Here is a 19,210-nt window from a genome sequence, read left to right on the forward strand (position 1 = left end):
GCACCTGTGGCCCTTCGGACGTGAAGGGCCTCAGTCCGTCCGGGGCCTGCGCGGGGTCAGAGGGCCACAGGTCCGTTCTCCTGCGGCTGCGCACAGGACGACGAGGCCTGGCAGGAGCACGAACCCCACGAGGCGCCGTTCTCGGGCAGCGCGGCGGTGTCGCGCAGCGACGTCACGGTCAGGTCGCTGAGGTCCAGGTCCGTGTCGAGGGCGAGGTCCTGAAGCTCCAGGGCGTCCTGCTGGTCACGGGACATGACGAACTCCTTCGGGAGGTAGGGGAAGAGCGGAACGCGCCGGCGAGATGCCGGTGCGTACATGCCGGAAGACGGCATGGCTGGGAACTGCGCTCACAGCGGGAGAAACCGAACGATCATTCGCCTTACAGCAGTCGAGTGTGGTGTCGGGCGGGAACGGCAGCAAGACCGATCCGGACATTGGCCCGTTGTGATCGTCCCGGTTCGCCGCGTCTTGGCCTGGTGCGGCACGGCGGTACGGACGCGGTCGGTCCACCTCTGATGGAGGCGGTGTAGAGACCCGTGTCCTTTCTGTGAGGGATCTTTCCCGGTTGTCCATGGGGTGAGTGCGGATTCCGCCAGGCGGACGTCGTGCCTCCGGCGATCGGGAGCCGACTCCTCCGGATATCCCGGCGCGAATCGGACCCGTCGGAGTGGCGCACGTCATACGCCCAGGGGTGCGCTATCGGTCAACTTCGGCTGCGCGGTGGCCCGGACCGGCGGCACGGAACAGCGCAGCGCTACTACGACCTCGTCGCCGACATCCACCGGCTCAGCTATGGGCTGCCGACCCATTACGACGGCCTCACCCAGACGACGACCGAGCAGGGGCGCCTCATCCAGGTCAGGGTGCTGGACACGAACGACCGCCACCTCGCGTCCGTCTACCTGTGGGCGGACAACCTCTACGTCGCCGGCGTCTACACCCCGTCCACCAACCGGCACTTCGCCCTCAACGACCGGACGGCGCAGTTCATGAACGCGCTCGGCACCGGCAGTGTCGGTCTCGTCGGCAGCGGCAACTACGGCGACCTCGCGGGCGGCAACGACAGGCAGACCCTCGTCCCCGAACCCAACACCATGTACCACGCGATGCAGGTGCTCGGCCGGGCCGACGGGGACACCGGGTCCGGGACAACATCCGCAACTGGCACCAGACCCCGCTGGGAGCCGACTCGGGGCCCCGCCCCGCCGAGGTGAAGCCGAGGGTGCCCACGGCACGGAGTCGGACACGGAGTCGGAGGTGGTGCCGGACGCGGTGCCGGACGCTTCGGACGCTGGGCGGCGGCGATGGAATCACGGCGAAGCCCGGCCCGGTGGCGGCTCATCCACGGCGGTGGGCCCGGGCGAGATGGCTCTGCAGACGGGCGTGGCGGAACTGGTGGACCGCGCCGGCCTGCCGCAGGACACCCCGCTGGTAGGCGTCGTCCAGGAAGGTGACGACCGCCCAGGGCAGGTGTCCGGTCAGCGGCAGCCAGATGCGGGTGAGCACGCACCACTGGCCCCAGGCGGTCAGGCTCAGGGTGTAGCCGAGGGCGCCGCCGAGACCGCTGATGACGCCGAGCCGGAGACTGGCTGCCGGGTCCAGGACGAGTTGCCCCAGGTGCCCTTGCAGCAGGTCGACCACCAGCCCGGCGCCGAGTCCGACCGTCGCTCCGAACACGGGTGTCCAGACGACGAGTTGGGTGAGCGTCGTCCTGCGGTCCGTGCTCAGGACGCTGCGCGGGCTGACGGCGGAGACGATGTCGAGGGGCGTTTCGAGGAGGCCGATGAGGCAGAAGGTGAGCCCGGTGCCGCCGGCGAAGACAAGACCGTAGACGATCGCGTCGACGAGCACCAGGTACAGCCCGGACGCGAGGCCGGTTCTCCAGAGGTACGCGTGCAGCAGACCGATCAGACCGCCGTAGGAGAGGCCGAAGAACGCGCCGCCCAGGGTGCCGATCACCAGCCGGGGCCCGGCCGTCCACGTGGTGGCCGGCGGCCGGCCGCGGATGCGCAGGCGTACGGCCGACGGCGTGACGTCCTTGCCCGTGACCGTGTACGTCAGCCAGTGCACGAGCCCGAACAGGAAGCCGGCGAGGAGCCCGACGACGGCCCCGTCCAGGAGGGCCCCGACGAGCGAGCCGTGGAAGGCGAGGGCGACCAGGCCGTCGACCAGTGCGATGGCCAGTCCGGTGACGAGGGCGGTGACCAGGGAGCGGGTGGAGCGGCGCAGACCGTGGCCGAGCCGCCACCAGGCCAGGTCGGGGGTCTCCAGCTCGGCCAGGTGGCGGGCGAGGTAGCCGAGCCACTTCCGGGCCCGGTCCGCGTTCCAGTCCCGCCCGTCCGGCCGGGGCGCGTGGTAGACGGTGGGGAGGAAGCTGTCGAGCAGGTGCTCCTCCACCGCGCGCACGCTGCCGAACCGTTCGGTGTCGAGCAGGACGGCCGGATCGTACTGCGGGGTGTCGCTGTAGACGGTGCGGGCGAGCGCGACCATCAGCGGGGTCGCCAGGGCCGTGGCCAGCGGGCCCGCCGGTCCGTCCGGTGACGGCTCGCGCAGCTTCTTCAGCACACGGTCCCAGGCGCCCCGCCCGGGGTCCGCGGGGTCGGACTTGCGGGTGGTGCGGGGCAGGTAGTGGTCCAGGTCGTCGACGGTGAGGTCGGTGAGTTCGACCGAGGCGGCCGAGGTCAGCACGTCGGTCTCCGCGACGGCGGCGGCATACTCGGCGGGGCGGCTGGTGAGCAGGAGGGGGAGGGTGGTGGCGTTGAGGGCTTCGAGCGCGGGGCGGCGCAGTCCGTCGGCCATCTCGTCGAAGCCGTCCAGTACCGGCAGTACGCGGCCGGAGTCGACCAGCGCGGCGGCCAGGCTCACCCTGCCGGGCCCCCGGGCGGCCGTGCCGGGGTGGTCGCGCGTCAGCTGGTCGGTCAGCCAGTCGCGCAGGGTGCGGGTCGTGGGATTCCAGGCACCGATGCTGAAGATCACCGGAACGGGTTCCGCGGGCTTCCGCGTCTTCAGGTGGTCGAGGACGAAGCGCAGGGTCAGGACCGTCTTCCCGGACCCGGACCTGCCGAGGACCACCAGCCGCCCGGAGGGGATGCTGCGGTAGGTCCGCGCGATCCCGTCCAGATCCCCGCTCAGGTCGAGCGGACCGCTCGCGGCCCCGGGCGGGAGGCGGCGGATGTTGGCCCAGTGGTCGGTGAGGGTGTCGGGGGCAGCCGTCCAGCGGACCGGCAGCGGAAAGGGATCCTGGATCCGCCGGTGTTCCTCCTCGCGCTGCCAGCGGGCCGCCACCGCCTTCGCCAGCTCCCCGGCCGCCTCCGCCAGGGCGTCCCCCGCCCCCGCTACACCACCCGGGCCGCCCGCAGCGCCGGCGCCGCCGCCCGGCACACCCGCGCCGTCGGGAGCGTTCGCACCACCGGCCGGTACACCAGTGACGCCCGGGGTGCCCGCGCCGCCGGCCGGCGATCCCGGGCCGTCCGCAGCGCCCGTGCCACCGCCCGGCCGTCCCGCGTCGCCCGGTGTGCCCGGACCACCGCCCGGGTCCCCCGGGACGGCGGCGCTCAGCAACTCCTCGCGGTCCGCGCTCCGCAGGGCCAGCGCGTCGGCCAGCTGCCGCACCGTGGTCATCCGCGGGTTGCCGCGCTTGCCGGTCTCCAGACCGCGGATGGTGCTCACGCTGACCCCGGAACGCCGTTCCAACTCGTCCTGCGTCAGCCCCGCCTCCTCGCGCAGCCGCCGCAGGACCGCGCCGAACCCCCTGGCCACCATGCCCGGCCTTCCCCCTGAGTCGTCAGCCTTTCCGCAGGTGGGGACTGTAGCGCGGGCACCGGTCACATATGACCGGTTCCATGCTCTGTCCACACTTCCCGCACGGCGGCGAGCCTCGACGGCATCGAGGTGGCCGACCGGGGCCAGTGCGCCGACCGGTCCGGAGAACAGGGAGTCGCCATGCCGACGACGATCGCAGCCCGGGGCACCCCGGGCGGTACGGTCCTCACCGCCCAGGAACGCGAGGTGCTGCGCGCGCTCGGCTGCGGCCTGGCGGACACCGAGATCGCCGCCGTCCTCGACCTGCCCGAGTACGTGGTGGCGGAGCGGGTCGGCCGTGTCCTCGGAAAGCTGGGGCTGCGGGACCGGGCCGCCGCCATCGTGCGCGCCTTCGACTGCGGTCTGGTCGTCCCCGGACAGGGCCCGCGCGGACCGGCGCCGGGGACCGCCGCCGGACGGCGGACGGACGACGGCGGTCCCCGGCTCCGGGTGTCGGTGCTCGGTCCGCTGCGGACGAGCCTCGCGGGGCGGCCCGTGGACGTCGGACCGGTACGGCAGCAGGCCGTGCTGGCGGCGCTGGCGCTGAGCGCGGGGCGTTCCGTCAGCCGGCGGCACCTCCTCGACGCCGTGTGGGGCAGGGACATGCCGGACGGCAACGTCGTACCGGTCTACGTCTACCGGCTGCGCAAGAAACTGCGTCTCGGGGAGCGTCCGGACTCGGTGATCCGGCGCGACCGGTACGGATACGGACTGGTCCGCGATGTGGCCGAGGTGGACGTGCTGTGCGTGGAGGACCTCGCCGCCCGGTCCGGGGAGGCCGCACGCGCCGGTGATCTGTCCGAGGCCGTGCGGCTGTGCGCCCGCGCGCTGGAGCTGTTCCGCGGTGAGCCGTTGGCCGGACTGCCCGGGCCGCTGGCCGAGTCGGAGCGGCTGCGGCTCACCCGGCGCAGGGTCGCCCTGGCGCAGCGGGCGGCGCAGTGGCAGATGCGGCTCGGCTGGCACGACGAGGCGATCACCGGCCTGTCCGCCCTGGCCCTGGAGGAGCCGCTGAACGAACCGGTCGCCGCGGCGCTGATGCACGCGCTGCGGTGCGGCGGCCGGCGGGCCGAGGCGCTGGCCGTCTACGACCGTGCCCGCCGCCACCTCGCCGACGACCTGGGGGTGGCGCCCGGCGAAGAGCTGTCGCTGGCCCGGCGGGCGGTCCTGCGCGGGGACGCCGCCGGCACCGCCGGCCTGCGGGCGGGCGCGGCGTGAGCGGGGAAGCCGTCCCCCGCGGACGCGAAGAGGAGCTGCTGCTCGCGCGGGTCTCGGCGGCAGCGGGCCGGGCACAGCTCGGCAGGCGGCTCGTCACCTACCGTCCGCCGCGCGCCGAACCCGGGACCGGGCGGACCGCCGGCGCGGACACGCCTCGCCTGCCGGGGGCCGGCGGCGGGCCGGTGGCGCGGGTGCGTCGCCTGCTGCGGATCGGGGGCGGCTCCGTGGCGAGGGCGCGTCGTCTGCCGCGGGTCTGGGGCCCGGTCACGGGCACGGGTGCGCGGCTGGACCTGTACGAGTACGGGATGACGGCCGCCGCCGGCGGACGGGCATGTCGGGTCCATGTCGTCCGCTTCGACACCACGGTGGTGCACCGGCGCAGGGTGCTCTCCTCGCGGGGCGTCACCCGTGCCCTGTCGCTCGTCGACGTCGACGGTGAGCGGATCATGCTGCGCTGCGGCGACTTCGGCCGGCCGGAGGAGTGGTGGCCCGCGATCCGCCGAGGCGTCGTCGACGCGCAACTGCCGCACGCGCTGGCCGCGCTGCGCCGGGGGGCACGGCTGGCCTTCGGTCCCGTATGGCTCACCCGGGACGAGGTCGGCTCGGGCGGGAGGGCTCTGCGCTGGGCGCAGGTCCAGCGGATCGAGACCGGCAACGGTGTCGTCGCCGTCCGCGTCGCCGGACGCTGGCAGGTGTGGACCGCCGTCGCGTCCGGGATCCCGAACCTCTGCGTCCTGCACGCCCTCGCCGAACACCTCGCCGGTGCCGCCACCGACGACTGACGTACGGCCCCTGCCTCACGGGAACCTTCCCGGCCGCACCCGGCACCCGCCGGCCCGGCCGGGGCCACCACCCACGAACGAGACCCACGAACGAGACCCACGAACGAGAAGGAGACAGTGATGGCTGACGGATACCGGTACCGGTGCGGCGAGTGCGGCCACCGGACCGCCTGGGGAAGCGAATCCACGGGAGCGAAGGCGATCGAGGCCCACTACGGCCGGAGTCATCCGCGTGTCGTCCCCGGCGGGACGGTCGAGTTCCGCAAGGGATCGTCTTCCGGAGGCGCCGGATGCCTGATCGCCCTCGGCGTCCTGGTCCTGCTCCTGATCATCGCCTCCCGGCACTGACCGCCTCTTGGTGCGGCGGACCCGTTCGCCCGAGCGGGTCCGCGCTCGCCCCCGTTCCACGGCCCCCGCCCGCCCGGCGCCCACGCGCCCATAGCCCCGTTCCACGGCCACCCGCCCGCCCGACGCCCGCACCTCGACGCCCCGACGACCCGACGACACGCCCCCCGCTTCCCCGGCACCCCCGGGGACACGCCCCCAGCGCCCCGGTCTCCCCAGGGACGCGCACCCAGCGACCCGGCACATCGAGCAGACACAGGAGTACGGCAATGGAAGAACTGGTGCACCTGGCCGCGTCGACGCTCGTCAGCGCGGCGGCGACGGCCGGCTGGGAGCGCGCGCAGCGGGCGCTGGGCGGGCTGTGGCGCCGGGCGCACCCCGAGCGGGCGGACAGGGTGCTGGCCGAGCTGGGGGAGGCGCGCGCCGAAGTGCTCGCCGCCCGGCGCAACGGGGACGAGCGGGCCGAGCGCGAACTCGTCGGCGAATGGCGGACGCGGCTGCGTCGGCTGCTGACCGCCAACCCGGACATGGTGCTCGAACTGCGGCGGCTGATCGACGAGTTGGGACCCAGGACCGACACGGACGCACCGCCGGCCGGCGGTGTCCGGCTGACCGCCCACGCGTCGGGGCGCTCGCGCGTCACCATGGCCGGACGTGACATCAACATCACCAAGAGGTGACCCGGTGAACTCCGCGAGGACGGACGGCCCCGGCCGGGAGGGCGCCGGCGGCGGACCGCACATCAGCGCACGCGCGGACGGCCGGGCCACGATCACGGTGGCCGGACGCGACATCAACACCACCTACTTCGTCAGTGCCTCCTCGGCGGTGCTCGCCGTCCTGCTGGCCCTCGTGGTCCTGCTCGGCATGTGGCAGCCGTGGCAGGGGACGGCCGCGGCCGGCGACCGGAAGTCCACGGAGACCGCCGGCGGACCGCAGGTTCCCGGCGCGTCCGCCGCGACGACCGCTCACCCCGCGCAACACCCGTCCGCCGAAGAGGACTCCGAGGAGCCGGAAAAGCCGGAGACGCCGCAGACTCCGCAGCACCGGGAAACCTCCCCGAGCCCCACGCCCAGTGCCTCCCCGACTCCCGGCCCGCCCGATCCGGCCGACGTGGCGTTCGCGCGCGCCGGCGTCGGCACCTGCCTCGACGTGTACGACGCGGGCTGGGGCAGACTGAACCGCGAGTGGCCGGTCCCCGTCGACTGCGGTGCCGGCTTCGCCTACTCGAAGGTCACCATGGTGACGACGTACGCCGCCAAGTGCCCCGCCGGCGCGGGCCGGTGGGGCTGGGGCCACATCAACGACGACGGCTCGTCCACCGCCTTGTGCCTGGACCGCGTGTTCGCCGTGGGGCAGTGCTTTCCCGCGACCCTGAGCAGACAGGCCGACGGAACCCTGAGGGGCGAGGGGCAGTTGTTCACCGTCTGGGGCTGTGACCGGACGCAGGTGCCGCACGGCAGGAACGCCATCATGGCGATCACGGCGGTGCCGAACGGCGGCGGCTGCCCCCGGCGCCCCGACCGGCAGACCCTCTCGTGGCGGGTCTTCGACAACGCGGCCGAGATCTGCGCCGTACAGACGACGCGCTGAACCGGGTCGCCGGGAACAGGTGTCCGGTCCGGGAGCCCGCATGCGGATTCCCGGACCGCGGACGGCTCCGGCCGTACGGCGCCGTCCCCGTGAACACGACCCCTCGCGGGCCGGGTCGACCATAAGGTGGCGGGTGTGACCCATGGTGCTGCGTCCCCTTATGCGACCGGTGGCGGCGGTGTCCGGCTGGAACACCGGTACGCGGCGACCTTGGTGGCGGCTCTGCTGACCGAGGACCCGGTCGGCGAGCTGGGGGACGGCGTCGTTCCGCTGGGTGTGCGGTTGCAGGCCAGTGACATCAGTCCGGTCGACGACGTGGTGGTGGAGGGGCGTTCGGCCGACGGCCGGATGCGGCGGGTGTCCATCGGGGTGCGCAGGGACCCGGAACTGACCGCGGGCGACGAGAAGTCGGTGCCGCTCGTGCGGTCCTTCCTGCGGGTGGTCACCGGGCACTGGGACGAGGTGGCGGCGGGCCGCTGGCGCGTGGCGCTCGCGGTGGGCGTCTCCGGCACCGCCGTACGGCAGACGGACGCGCTGGCGCGGATCGCGCAGTCCGTGTCCTCGGCGGCGCGGTTCCGGGAAGCCGTCGCCCGGCCGGGGGCGGCCAACGCCGCGGTGCGCCGCCGCCTGACCCATCTGGACGCCCTGGTCGGTGCGGCCGCCGCAGGCGACCCGGAGCTGTCCGGCGCCGACGCCCGGGAACTCACCTGGCGCTGGCTGTCCGCCCTGCGGGTGCGGCAACTGCGCCTGGAGGGCGTGGACGAGACCGACCGCACCACGGCCGTCTCCGCGCTGCGCCGGATGGTGGCCGACGGGTCGGTGGAGACCGCCGACGCCGTGTTCGGCGCGCTGGCCGAACGGGCCGGCGCGTGGGCCTCGTCCGCCGCGCACCTGGACATGCCGCTGGTACGGCGTGCCCTGAGCGGCTTCCCGCTGGGCCGGACCGCTTCCTGCCACCAGGCCTGGTCGGTGCTGGACGCCATGGCCCGCCGTCTGCGCGAGGGGACCCGCCCCGACCTGCGGGCCGGCGAGGTGCGCCTGGAGCTGGACCGGGCCGGGGAACGGGCGTGCCTCGCCGACGCGATGGTCCGCACGGGCCGCACGGGCGCGGGTCTGGTGGTGACAGGGGAGCCGGATGTCGGCAAGTCCGCCCTGACCGTCCGTACGGCGCGACAGCTCACCGAGGACGGCGCGGCCGTGGCCTGCCTGAGCCTGCGTGACCTCCCCGCGTCGGTGGTGGAGACCGAACATGTCCTGGGCGGACGGCCGTTGGCGGAGGTGTTCGCGGCGGGAGAGGTCCGCCCGGTGCGGCTGCTCGTGGTCGACGGCGCCGAAGCCGTCCTCGAGGGCCGCCGGGACCTGCTGCGGGAAGTCGCCGTCGCCGCGTTCCGGGCCGGGCTCGGGGTGGTCGCGGTCACCCGGAGCGACGGAGCCGCACGCGTGCACGAGGTGCTGGGGACCGCCACGGCACAGGCGGGCGGGACCGGGGCCGTGACCCGCTACGTCGTGGCACGGCTCACCCTGGCCGAGCGCCGCCGGCTCGTCGACACCTTCCGGCCGTTGATCCGGCTCAGCGCCGATCCGCGCGCCGAGTGGCTGGTGGGCCGGCCCGGTCTCGTGGACGTCCTGCTGCGGGCCGGCACCGTGCACGAGAGCAGCGAACTGCTGTCCGAGGCCGATGTGTTCGCGGCCGTGTGGAACGGTCTCGTCCGCAACGGCGAAGAGCACCCGCCCGGCGCCGCGTCACCGGACGAGCGGGAACAGGCGGTGCTGGCCGTCGCGCGCCGCGCGCTCGGCCTGCCCGGCGAGGCGCCCGCGGGGGCGCTGCCGGGGCTGCGCTCGGACGCGGTGCTGCGCGCGCCGGCCAATCCCGCGTTCGCCGCCGGTGACGAGTTCGCCACGGACCTGACCCGCGACTTCGCCCTGTGCCGGCTCTTCCTGACCACCGGCTGGGACCCCCTGCGGACCGCCGGGGCACCCCGGTGGACCATGCGCGCGGTGCGCCTCGCCTGTCAGGCGAAACTGCTGTCCGGAGACCAGGCGGCCGTCTGGCGCGACCTGGACCGGGAGTTCGGCCGGCTCGGCGAGGAAATGGGGGAGCGGTGGACGGAGGTCCCGGCGGAGGCGCTCCTGACCCTCGGCGACGCACAGACCGCGATCGAGCACGTGTGGGACGACCTCGCCGCCGACGGCCACCGCGGACTGAGAACCCTGCTGCGCCTGGCGGACCTGCGCTACGTCAGCGACTCCGTCGCCGACCCCTTCACCCTCGCCTCCGTGGTGGCCTCGGCCTACTGCACCGATCGCGACCTGGGGCAGCACGACCCCTCGGCACGAGGAGGGCTGGGGGAGTCCGTCCGTACGCTCGTCCTGGCGTGGCTGCGGGGGATGGCCCGCGACACTGAGGGAACCGACCCGCTGCGCCGACGGGTACGCGACCGCCTGCTCGCCGCGCCCCGGGACCGCCACGACGAGTTCGCCGTCGAAGCGCTCGCCACGCTGGGCCCCGACACCGACGAGCACTGCGAGCAGTGGCTGCGTGAGGTGGCGGCGGCCGCCCCGGGCCGGCTGCACGCGGCCGTGGAGTCACTGGGCGCCGTCTTCCTGGCGCGGACGCACTCGCGGCTGCTGCTCGACCTCACCGAGGCCTACTACCTGCACCGTCCGGAGCCGGGTCGCCGGGGCGGCGGCGCGGCGCGCGACGACGGAATCCGCCGCCACCGCCACCGGCCTGCTTTCGGCCCGCCGTTCGCCGCCTGGCACCTCGGGCCGTTCTTCTGGCTGCTGCGCGAGGCGCCCGTCGACACCGTCGCCCTGATCAACAGGATGCTCGACCACGCCGCCACGGTCCGGGTGGGCGCCCACCGGCAGCCCGGAACCGGTGCGGACGCGCCCGCCGCCCCGCCGGCCGGCGTCGACATCGACCTTCCCGGCATCGGCCCCCGCCGTTACGTCGGCGACGGACAGGTGTGGAGCTGGTACCGGGGTTCGACCGCCGGCCCCTACCCGTGCATGAGCGCGCTCATGGCCGTCGAACGGTACGTCGACCAGCTCGCGGCGGCGGACGTGCCCCTGCCCGCGATCGTAGGGCTGCTGCTGGACAGGTGTCACAACCTCGCCATGGCGGGGCTGGTCGTCGGCCTGCTCGTCCGCCACCTCCAGTCCGCCGGAGACCTGCTCGACGCCTGGCTGACCGCACCGGCGGTGTGGCGGCTGGAGTCCATCCGGGCCGCCGGCGAGGTCCAGGCCCTGGCGCGGTGGACCGGCCCGGACGAGGCCTTCGGCGCCGACCGGCGCGGCTGGACCCTGCGCGACGCCGCCGCCGCACTGACCGTGCGCGCCGTGGCGGCGCGCGACCGGCAGCGGCTGGACACCCTCGCCGGGGTGGCCGACCGCCTGGTCGCCACCGCCCGGGCCGGGGTCGGCGACGGTCCCGGCGACCGGCCCCTCGTCGTCCAGGGATGGGCGTCGGTGCTGCGGCACGAGAACTTCTCCGCCCGCCGGGCCGCCGACGGCTCCCTCGTGTGGCAGTACGAGCCGCCCGCCCCGGTCGCCGAAGCGCTGGCCCCCACCGCGGCCGCGTTGGCCGCGGGCGGTGAGGCCCTGCGCCTGGCGCACACCTACACCGACCGTGACGGACACCCCGGCGGCTGGCCCGCGGACGCGCTCCTCGCCGACCTGGCGCGCGCCCGGCGGTTCGCCGCCGACCCGCCCTCCCGCACCCCTCTCGGCCCCCAGGACGCCCCGGCCGCCGTCGCGGCCGCCGCCGTCACCAGCCACGCGCGCGGCCTGACCACCGTCCCCGACGACGACCTGCGCTGGGCGGCGGACACCCTCCTCACCGCCGCGGAGACCCCGCACACCGGCGCCGACGCAGCGGAGGCGTGGGTGTCTCCGACGAGCGCCGCCCGCTCGGCCGCCCATGCCGTCCCCGTCCTGCTCCTGGCCCCCTTCGACCACCTCGGCATCGCCCCGGACCGGATCGAGGAGGCCGTCACCGCCCTGGTCACCCGGTCCGACGCCCTGCGCACCGCCCTGGCGACCGACTCCGCCGCCGTGTGGGACGCCCCCTGCGCCGAGACGCACGACGGCACCCCGTGCCGGCGGCACGGACCTCTGTGGTCCGCCGTCGGGACAGTCCTCGGCCACTGCCGCCTCGGCCCCTGGGACCGGGCGGCGCAGCGCCGGCACCCCCGGTTCCTGCCGCCTCCCCACCACCGGACCCTGCCCGCCGTCCCGCCCGCCGACCTGCTGGTGAACCGGCTCGCCCTGCCGCTCGCCTGCACCGCGCACGCCCGCACCACCGCCTGCCTGGCCGCGCCAGCCGCCGCCCTGCTGCCGGTGCTGACGGACGCGCACCGCCACGGCTGCGCCCACTGGGCGGCCGAGGGGTACGACGGCTACCGGGCCCCCGAGCGCGAACTCGTCGTCCGCACCCTCGTCACCCTCGCCGCCCAGGGCAGCCCCGAACCCCTCACCGCGCACCTGCGCACGTTCGCCGCCAACGCCAACGCCCTGCAACAACTACTGCACGACGCCGCCACCCTCTTCACCTACGAATCCCGGCTGCGCGCCCTGCTGCCCACCGTGTGGCCGCACCTGCTCGGCACCACCCTCGAAGCCCTCGACGCGGGCGCCGGGCCGCGCCTGCACGGCCCCTGGTCCGACTACGCCATCGCCGCCCTGCTGCCGACCCCGCAACTGCGCACCGCCGACCTCAGCCCCGACGACACCCTGGACCGGGCACGCCGTGACTGGATCCCGCCCGAGGCGCTGGCCGGACTGGCCGGGCGATGGCTCGTCCTGGCCCGCGGCGAACCGAAAGCCGCCGACGCGCTGGCCCGGTTCGCCCGCACCACACCCCGCACCTGGCAGTCCGTCACCGGCCTCACCTGGCTCGAACGCCTCGTCGACGGCCGCTACGACGCCTTCGCCGACCGCTGTCCGCACCTGACCCACTGGCTGACCGAACTCCGCGAGACGCCCCTCCCGGACGCCACCGCGCTCGACCGGTGGCGCCGCGTCGTCGACGGCCTCGCCGCGGCCGGCGACAGACAGGCCGCCGCGCTCCAGCGCATCGACGAATAGCCCCGCCGCGCGCGGCGGTCCCTACCGCGCACGCGCCCGCCGTGGCGGCACTGCCGCTGCGGGAACCGGGCGACGGCGGCGGGGCCTGGGAGCGCCTCCGCGGCAGCCCGGACCGGCTCACCCCGGCGCCCCGAAAACCCTGGCGGCCCTGGTCGGGAGGCGGCCACCGCCACCCCCGACCAGGGCCCCGGGCCGCCCCTCAGGGCACGTCCGGCACGGTCACTTCGATGCCGGACGCACCCAGTCGGGGTCGTCCGCCGACAGACGGTGCACGCTCACCGCGGTCACCGCGAGCAGCAGCAGGGCCAGCGCGAGGGTGAGCACCAGATGGCCGTGCAGGATGAGGACCGTGCCGACGAGGGCGCCCAGGAACATCGCCAGCACCGACAGCAGGCGCCGGCCCGGACGGGGAGCCTCGCCGCCCGCCGGGGCGGAGTCGGCCGCCAGCCCCGTCAGCGTCAAGGTCAGCACCGTCGTCGTCAGGTCCGGGACGGCCAGCCGTCGCGCCACCGCGTTCTGCAGACCCATGGCGAGCCCCAGGAACACGATCAGCGCGTAGCGGACACCGGTCGTCACCTGCCCGTTCCCGGCCGCGGCGACCGCCAGGGCCACCGCGACCAGGACCGTCTGCACACCCGTCGCCGCCCGCAGCAGGTGCCCGCGGTGCGCGGCGTAGCGGCCGCCGACCCGGCCCCCGGTGAGCGCGCCGGCGAGGAACGCGGCCAGCGAGACCACGGACGCGAGCGCGGACAGGCTCGTGGTGCCGCCCAGCGCGAACCCCAGGAACACCACGTTGCCGGTCATGTTGGCGACGAAGACGTGTCCGAGCCCGAGGTAGCTGACGGCGTCGACGAGACCGGTGACCAGGGTCAGCGTCAGCAGCAGGGGCGGCAGCGGCCCGTGCCGGTCCTCCCGGGCCGGCACCAGGGTGCGCAGCGCGTCATTCAGCAGCCGGCGCATACGGCCCACCTCCCGCCGTGACGGACGGCCGGTGCAGTACCACCCGGGTGAGCAGTCCGCTGCCCGGCCCGGCCAGCAGCGCGGCCACGGCGACCCACACCGGCCAGGGCGTCAGCCCCAGCACCCGGTCGAGGGACCACCGGCCCGGCCCGGACAGGGCGAGGGCGGCGGAGACGACGACGAGGACGAGCGGATACTCGTAACCGTCGTTCTGCACCCACAGCCCCTTGTGACGTTTCACCGTGCCCGCCACCGTCATCACGCCCATGGCGGCCATCGCGGCCAGCGGCGTGAGCAGTCCGGCGGCCAGGAACAGGCCGGAGCCGACCTGACTGGCCCCGGCGACGAGCGCCGTCAGCCGCCCGCCGCGGAACCCGTCGCGGCGGAACTCCTCGGTGCCGCCCGCCAGCCCGTCGCCCCCGAGCCGGAAGCTCACCTTCTGCACTCCGTGGCCGGCGATGAGCAGACCCACCGCCAACCGCAGGAGCAGCACTCCCGTGTCCATCGTTCTCCTGCCTGTTCCCTGCCTGGTTTCCTGCCGGACCGGTGGGTCAGCCGGCCGCGTGGGCGCCGATGACGGCCTGCGCGTAGACGATGCCCAGACCGTAGGCGCCGGCGTGCTCCTTGACCACGCCGGTCGTCGCGGCGTACGTCTCGGTGCGCGCCCAGTCCCGCTGGAGCTCCAGCAGCACCTGCACCCACGTCACCGGGACCGCTCCGGCCTGGAGGACCCGCTGTACGGCGTGCTCGTGGGCCTGCGGGGTGACGCCGGCGGAGGCGTCGGTGACGACGTAGACCTCATAGCCCTGGGCGAGCGCGGACAGCGTGGGCAGTACGACGCAGACCTCGGTCCACAGGCCGGCGATGACCAGCTTCGAACGGCCGGTGGCCTTGACCGCGTCGACGAAGGCGGCGTCCTCCCAGGCGTTCATCGTGGTGCGGTCGACGACCTCCTGGCCGGGGAAGACGTCCGCGAGCTGGGGCAGGATCGGACCGGAGAAGGACTCGGCGGCCACGGTGCTGAGCACGACGGGCACGTCGAACGCCTTCGCGGCCTTCGCCAGGCCCACGGTCGCGTTGATGACGGCGGTACGGTCACCGCTGCCCGCGCCGAAGAACATCTGCGGCTGGTGGTCCACGAACAGCACCGCGCAGTTGTCCGGGGTGAGCAGGTCGGGGCTGGGGGAGGGGGTGACGCCGGTGATGTCGACCATGGGAAAGACCTCTCATCGGTGTAGCGATATCGATGAAGTGATATCGATGAAGTGATATCGGTGACGTGGTGTCGGTGAAGCGGCGACGCGGCGGATGTCCGCGCCGCACACCCCCGTGAGAACCTCCGGGGCCTCGGACGAGGCCGGGGTCTCAGAGGGAGAAACAGGGGTCGAACGGCGCGGTCCCCACCGGCGGGACCAGCCCGCGCGCGATGCGCCATGCGTGGTGCTGCCCGGACTCGGCGACCGCGTCGGTGACCGCCGCCGCCTGGCGCACCCCGGACGCGGAGCGCCCCTGGTAACCGCCGAAGTGGGCGACCGGGCTCCAGGCGGGGCCGACGGGCGGCAGCTCCTCGTCGAGGCCCTCGTACTCGCCCGCGGCGTAGACGATCCGGCCGCCGGTGACGGTCAGCAGCGACTCGATGTGCGCGATCTCCGGCTCGGGCACCGCGAAGTAGTCCTCCGACAGGATGGCGAGGTCCGCGTAACAGCCGGGCCGCAGCACGCCCTTGACGTCCTGCTCACCGGTGAGCACCGCGCCCGCGCGGGTGAACATCGTCAGCGCGGTCTCCCGGTCGACCCGGTTCGCCGGCGGGCGCAGGACCAGGTCGCCGATGGAGCGGCCGCTGACCAGCCAGTGCAGGGCGACCCACGGGTTGTAGCTGGAGACGCGGGTCGCGTCGGTGCCGGCCGCCACGGTGAGCCCGCGGTGCAGCATGGCCCGGATCGGCGGGGCGTCCGCGGCGGCACCGGGGCCGTAGCGGTGCAGGAAGGCCTCGCCCTGGAAGGACAGCCGGTTCTGCACCGACATCGCTCCGCCGAGGGCGGCGACCCGGTCGAGGCTTTCCGGCGAGGCGGTCTCCGCGTGGTCGAAGAGCCAGCGGTTCCCGGCCGGGAACAGCCCCTCGGCGGCCAGCTTCTCGAACACCGCGAGATCGCGCCGTATGGTCTCGTCGTAGGTGGCGTGGAGGCGGAAGCCCCAGCCGTGCTCCATCAGCAGACGAACGGCCTTCTCGAACTCCGCCTCGTAGTCGCCGGCGAGCTGCGGACGGGGCTGGCCGAAGTTCTCGAAGTCGGCGGCCGCCCAGGTGAGGTTCTCTCCCGCGCCGTTCAGCCGCAGCCACGCGTCGCCGTCCTCGGGGCGGACCATGCCGGTCCAGCGGGTGAGGTCGGCGACCTCCTGGCCCGCCGTCTGCGGGAACAGGTGATAGGCGATCCGCAACGACAACTGGCCGGCCGCGGCGAGTTCGACGACGGTGGCGTAGTCGTCGGGGAAGCTCTGGAATCCGCCGGCCGCGTCGATCGCCGAGGTCAGCCCGAAGCGGTTCAGCTCGCGCAGGAAGTGCCGTGTCGAGGTCTTGCGGTGCTCCTCGTCCAGCACCGGGGCCTTGGCCAGCGTCGAGTACAGGACGAGGGCGCTGGGCGCGGCCAGCAGCATGCCCGTCGGCTCCCCGTCCCGGCCCCGCACGATCTGGCCGCCCCGCGGATCGGGAGTGTCCCGGGTGAACCCGGCCGCCTTGAGCGCCGCCCGGTTCAGGACCGCCGACTGGTACAGGTGCAGGACGAACACCGGGGTGTCCGGGGCGGCGGCGTTCAGTTCGGCCACCGTCGGCAGCCGGCGCTCGGCGAACTGCTCGGCCGACCAGCCGCCGACCACGCGCACCCACTGCCCCTTCGGCGTCCGCGCGGCCTGCTCCCGCAGCATCGCCAGCGCCTGCCGCAGACTGCGCACGCCGTCCCAGCGCAGCTCCAGCACATAGTGCAGGCCGCCGCGGATCACGTGCAGATGGGCGTCGTTCAGCCCCGGGACGACCCGGCGGCCGAGCGCGTCGACGACCCGGGTGTCCGCACCGATGTGTGCCGCCACGTCCCGGTCGTCGCCGACGACGGTGACGACGCCCCCGCGTACGGCGAGCGCCTGAGCCCGGGGCCGGTCCGGGTCCAGGGTGTGGATCCTCGCGTTGCGGACGACGAGGTCCGCGGCATTCTCCACGGCGCGCGGCACCAGTCCGCCGACCGGCATGGTTGACATCGGTGGGAACCCCCAGGGAGAAGTAGGACACGGGTGGTGTCACGGCCGGAGCGGTCCCTGGCCGGACACCCTGCACGGTAGGAGTGCTCGCGGCGCCCCGATGTCCCCGCAGCGCACCGCCGTTGACCTGTCAGCGCACGGCGCCGACGGCCGCGAGAAACCGCGTGCGCTGTGGGAGAAGGGACCGTGCGCGCGTCGGCAATCCCCGCTTTTCCGGGCGCTTTAGCGTGAGCCGCCGGCCGTACCAGCTGAAGAAAGCAAGGAATCAGACATGCCCGACGCCGTAGAGTCCGTCAAGCCCGCCCAGCCCGTGCTGGAGCCCGCGGCCGCCGCGTTCGCCGAGGCCACCGCCAACCCGCCCTACCTGTTCGACCTGTCCCCCGCCGAGGGCCGCAAGACCGTCGACGAGGTGCAGTCCGGCGAGATCGCCAAGCCGGCCGTCGACGAGGAGTGGGTCACCGTGCCGGGCGGTCCCACCGGCAGCGTCCGCGCGCGGATCGTCAGGCCCGCCGGAGCCACCGGCACCCTGCCGGTGATCCTCTACATCCACGGCGCCGGCTGGGTGTTCGGCAACGCCCACACCCACGACCGCCTCGTACGCGAACTCGCCGTCGGCGCCGAGGCGGCCGTCGTCTTCCCCGAGTACGACCTGTCGCCGGAGGCCCGCTACCCGGTCGCCATCGAGCAGAACTACGCGGTCGCCCGCTGGATCGTCGACGAGGGCGCCGGCAAGGACCTGGACGGCACGCGCCTCGCGGTCGCCGGCGACTCGGTGGGCGGCAACATGACCGCCGCGCTCACCCTGATGGCCAAGGAACGCGGTGGCCTCCCGCTGCTCCAGCAGGTGCTGTTCTACCCGGTGACCGACGCGAACTTCGACACCCCCTCCTACCACCAGTTCGCCACCGGCTACTTCCTGCGCCGCGACGGCATGCAGTGGTTCTGGGACCAGTACACGACCGACGAGGCCGAGCGCGCGCAGATCACCGCCTCCCCGCTGCGCGCCTCCACCGAGCAGCTGGCCGGACTGCCCCCGGCGCTGGTCATCACCGGTGAGGCGGACGTGCTGCGCGACGAGGGCGAGGCCTACGCCAACAAGCTGCGCGCGGCCGGGGTCCCCGTCACCGCCGTCCGCTTCCAGGGCATCATCCACGACTTCGTGATGCTCAACGCGCTGCGCGAGACGCACGCCGCCGAGGCCGCCATCGCGATGGCCGTCCGTACCCTGCGCACCGCCCTGCACGGCGTCTGAACACCGAAGGAACCAGGAACCACGCCATGACCACTCCCACCGTCCTCCTCGTCCACGGCGCGTTCGCCGACGCCGGCAGCTGGACCGGCGTCATCTCCCGCCTCCAGGACCACGGCATCCCGGTGATCGCCCCGCCCAACCCGCTGCGCGGCCTCGCCGCCGACGCCGCCTACGTCGCCTCGGTCGCCGCCCAGATCGACGGCCCCGTCGTGCTGGTCGGGCACTCCTACGGCGGCGCGCTCATCACCGTGGCCGGCACCGCCGAGAACGTCGTCGGCCTCGTCTACGTCGCCGCCTACGTGCTGGAGGAGGGCGAGAGCCTCGGCGAGCTGCAGGGCCGCTTCCCGGCCTCGCCGCTGGTCAGCAGCCTCAAGCAGTGGACGTACCCGGTGCCGGGCGGCGACCCGGCCGTCGAGGTCACCATCGCCGAGGACGCCTTCCCGTCCGTCTTCGCCGCCGACGTGCCGGCCGAGACCACCAAGGCGCTCGCGGCGGCGCAGCGCCCGCTCGCCGCCGCGGCCTTCGAGGAGACGGCGGCCGCTGCCGCCTGGAAGACCAAGCCGTCCTGGGCCCTGGTGGCCGCCGCCGACCAGGCGATCAACCCGGAGGTGGAGCGCTTCGGCGCCGAGCGGGCCGGTGCGACGGTCGTCGAGCTGGAGGGCGCCTCCCACGCGGTGGCCGTCTCCCGGCCCGAGGCGGTCGCCGACCTGATCCGTGCGGCGGTCCGCGCGACCGGCTGACCGGCCGGCGGACCCGGAACGGCCGCGCGAGCGACTCCCTTCGCTCACGCGGCCGTTCGGCATGTCCCGACGCTTTCCGGGCGGTCCGGTGCGCTCTTCCGGGGCGGTCCGGAGCCAGTCCTCCTCCGGGTGGTCCGATGCGCATGTCCGTCTGCGCTGAAGCGCACAGGGACATGCGCTCTGGGACA

The 19,210-nt window shown here is 74.5% G+C and carries 15 protein-coding genes; 9 read left to right on the plus strand and 6 right to left on the minus strand.

The annotated features are described in order from the left end of the window. Positions 1-56: 56 nt before the first annotated feature. Positions 57-254 (minus strand): thiazolylpeptide-type bacteriocin, encoded by a 198-nt coding sequence (locus ACH4OA_RS29895; protein ID WP_365882269.1) that lies wholly within the window; start codon positions 252-254, stop codon positions 57-59. A 351-nt stretch (positions 255-605) separates the two neighbouring features. On the opposite strand from ACH4OA_RS29895, the gene ACH4OA_RS29900 reads away from it, so the two are divergent. Continuing rightward, positions 606-1,214: a ribosome-inactivating family protein gene (locus ACH4OA_RS29900; protein ID WP_397972288.1), complete on the plus strand. Its 609-nt coding sequence runs from the start codon at positions 606-608 to the stop codon at positions 1,212-1,214. 124 nt (positions 1,215-1,338) lie between these two features. Here ACH4OA_RS29900 and ACH4OA_RS29905 read toward each other — a convergent pair whose 3' ends face one another. Continuing rightward, positions 1,339-3,762: a helix-turn-helix domain-containing protein gene (locus ACH4OA_RS29905; RefSeq protein ID WP_397972291.1), complete on the minus strand. Its 2,424-nt coding sequence runs from the start codon at positions 3,760-3,762 to the stop codon at positions 1,339-1,341. 180 nt (positions 3,763-3,942) lie between these two features. On the opposite strand from ACH4OA_RS29905, the gene ACH4OA_RS29910 reads away from it, so the two are divergent. The 6 genes from ACH4OA_RS29910 to ACH4OA_RS29935 all read left to right on the plus strand — a co-directional run bounded on the left by ACH4OA_RS29910 (position 3,943) and on the right by ACH4OA_RS29935 (position 12,824). Then, complete coding sequence (locus tag ACH4OA_RS29910; RefSeq protein WP_397972294.1) at positions 3,943-5,016, plus strand: BTAD domain-containing putative transcriptional regulator; 1,074 nt, start codon at positions 3,943-3,945, stop codon at positions 5,014-5,016. Continuing rightward, positions 5,013-5,798 carry a DUF6585 family protein gene (locus ACH4OA_RS29915; protein ID WP_397972297.1) on the plus strand — a complete coding sequence of 262 codons (786 nt, stop codon included), beginning with the start codon at positions 5,013-5,015 and terminating at the stop codon, positions 5,796-5,798. The genes ACH4OA_RS29910 and ACH4OA_RS29915 overlap by 4 nt, the downstream gene beginning before the upstream one ends. Before the next feature lie 120 nt (positions 5,799-5,918). Next, entirely contained in the window at positions 5,919-6,146 is a 228-nt protein-coding gene (locus tag ACH4OA_RS29920; RefSeq protein ID WP_397940952.1) for a hypothetical protein, read from the plus strand. A gap of 266 nt (positions 6,147-6,412) precedes the next feature. Then, positions 6,413-6,823: a hypothetical protein gene (locus ACH4OA_RS29925; protein ID WP_397972300.1), complete on the plus strand. Its 411-nt coding sequence runs from the start codon at positions 6,413-6,415 to the stop codon at positions 6,821-6,823. Positions 6,824-6,827: 4 nt separating this feature from the next. After that, a complete protein-coding gene (locus ACH4OA_RS29930) occupies positions 6,828-7,736 on the plus strand; it encodes a hypothetical protein (protein ID WP_397940948.1) in 909 nt (302 codons plus the stop codon). 135 nt (positions 7,737-7,871) lie between these two features. After that, positions 7,872-12,824: a hypothetical protein gene (locus tag ACH4OA_RS29935; protein WP_397972303.1), complete on the plus strand. Its 4,953-nt coding sequence runs from the start codon at positions 7,872-7,874 to the stop codon at positions 12,822-12,824. 219 nt (positions 12,825-13,043) lie between these two features. Here ACH4OA_RS29935 and ACH4OA_RS29940 read toward each other — a convergent pair whose 3' ends face one another. The 4 genes from ACH4OA_RS29940 to ACH4OA_RS29955 form a co-directional block, all read right to left on the minus strand. Beyond that, positions 13,044-13,784: a YoaK family protein gene (locus tag ACH4OA_RS29940; protein ID WP_397940944.1), complete on the minus strand. Its 741-nt coding sequence runs from the start codon at positions 13,782-13,784 to the stop codon at positions 13,044-13,046. Further along, positions 13,765-14,289, minus strand: a complete 525-nt coding sequence (locus tag ACH4OA_RS29945) for a DoxX family protein (protein ID WP_397940942.1) — start codon at positions 14,287-14,289, stop codon at positions 13,765-13,767. Before ACH4OA_RS29945 ends, ACH4OA_RS29940 begins: the two co-directional genes overlap by 20 nt. 46 nt (positions 14,290-14,335) lie before the next feature. After that, positions 14,336-14,998, minus strand: a complete 663-nt coding sequence (locus ACH4OA_RS29950) for a hydrolase (RefSeq protein WP_365877813.1) — start codon at positions 14,996-14,998, stop codon at positions 14,336-14,338. Positions 14,999-15,149: 151 nt separating this feature from the next. Then, entirely contained in the window at positions 15,150-17,030 is a 1,881-nt protein-coding gene (locus ACH4OA_RS29955) for an amidohydrolase (RefSeq protein WP_397946856.1), read from the minus strand. A 271-nt stretch (positions 17,031-17,301) separates the two neighbouring features. Here ACH4OA_RS29955 and ACH4OA_RS29960 point away from each other — a divergent pair, with 271 nt between their 5' ends. After that, complete coding sequence (locus ACH4OA_RS29960) at positions 17,302-18,282, plus strand: alpha/beta hydrolase (protein ID WP_397972306.1); 981 nt, start codon at positions 17,302-17,304, stop codon at positions 18,280-18,282. Between the two features lie 26 nt (positions 18,283-18,308). Then, positions 18,309-19,022 carry an alpha/beta hydrolase gene (locus ACH4OA_RS29965; protein ID WP_365877819.1) on the plus strand — a complete coding sequence of 238 codons (714 nt, stop codon included), beginning with the start codon at positions 18,309-18,311 and terminating at the stop codon, positions 19,020-19,022. Positions 19,023-19,210 lie beyond the last annotated feature (188 nt).

This window comes from Streptomyces sp. NPDC017095 (assembly GCF_044332325.1).
GTDB lineage: Bacteria > Actinomycetota > Actinomycetes > Streptomycetales > Streptomycetaceae > Streptomyces.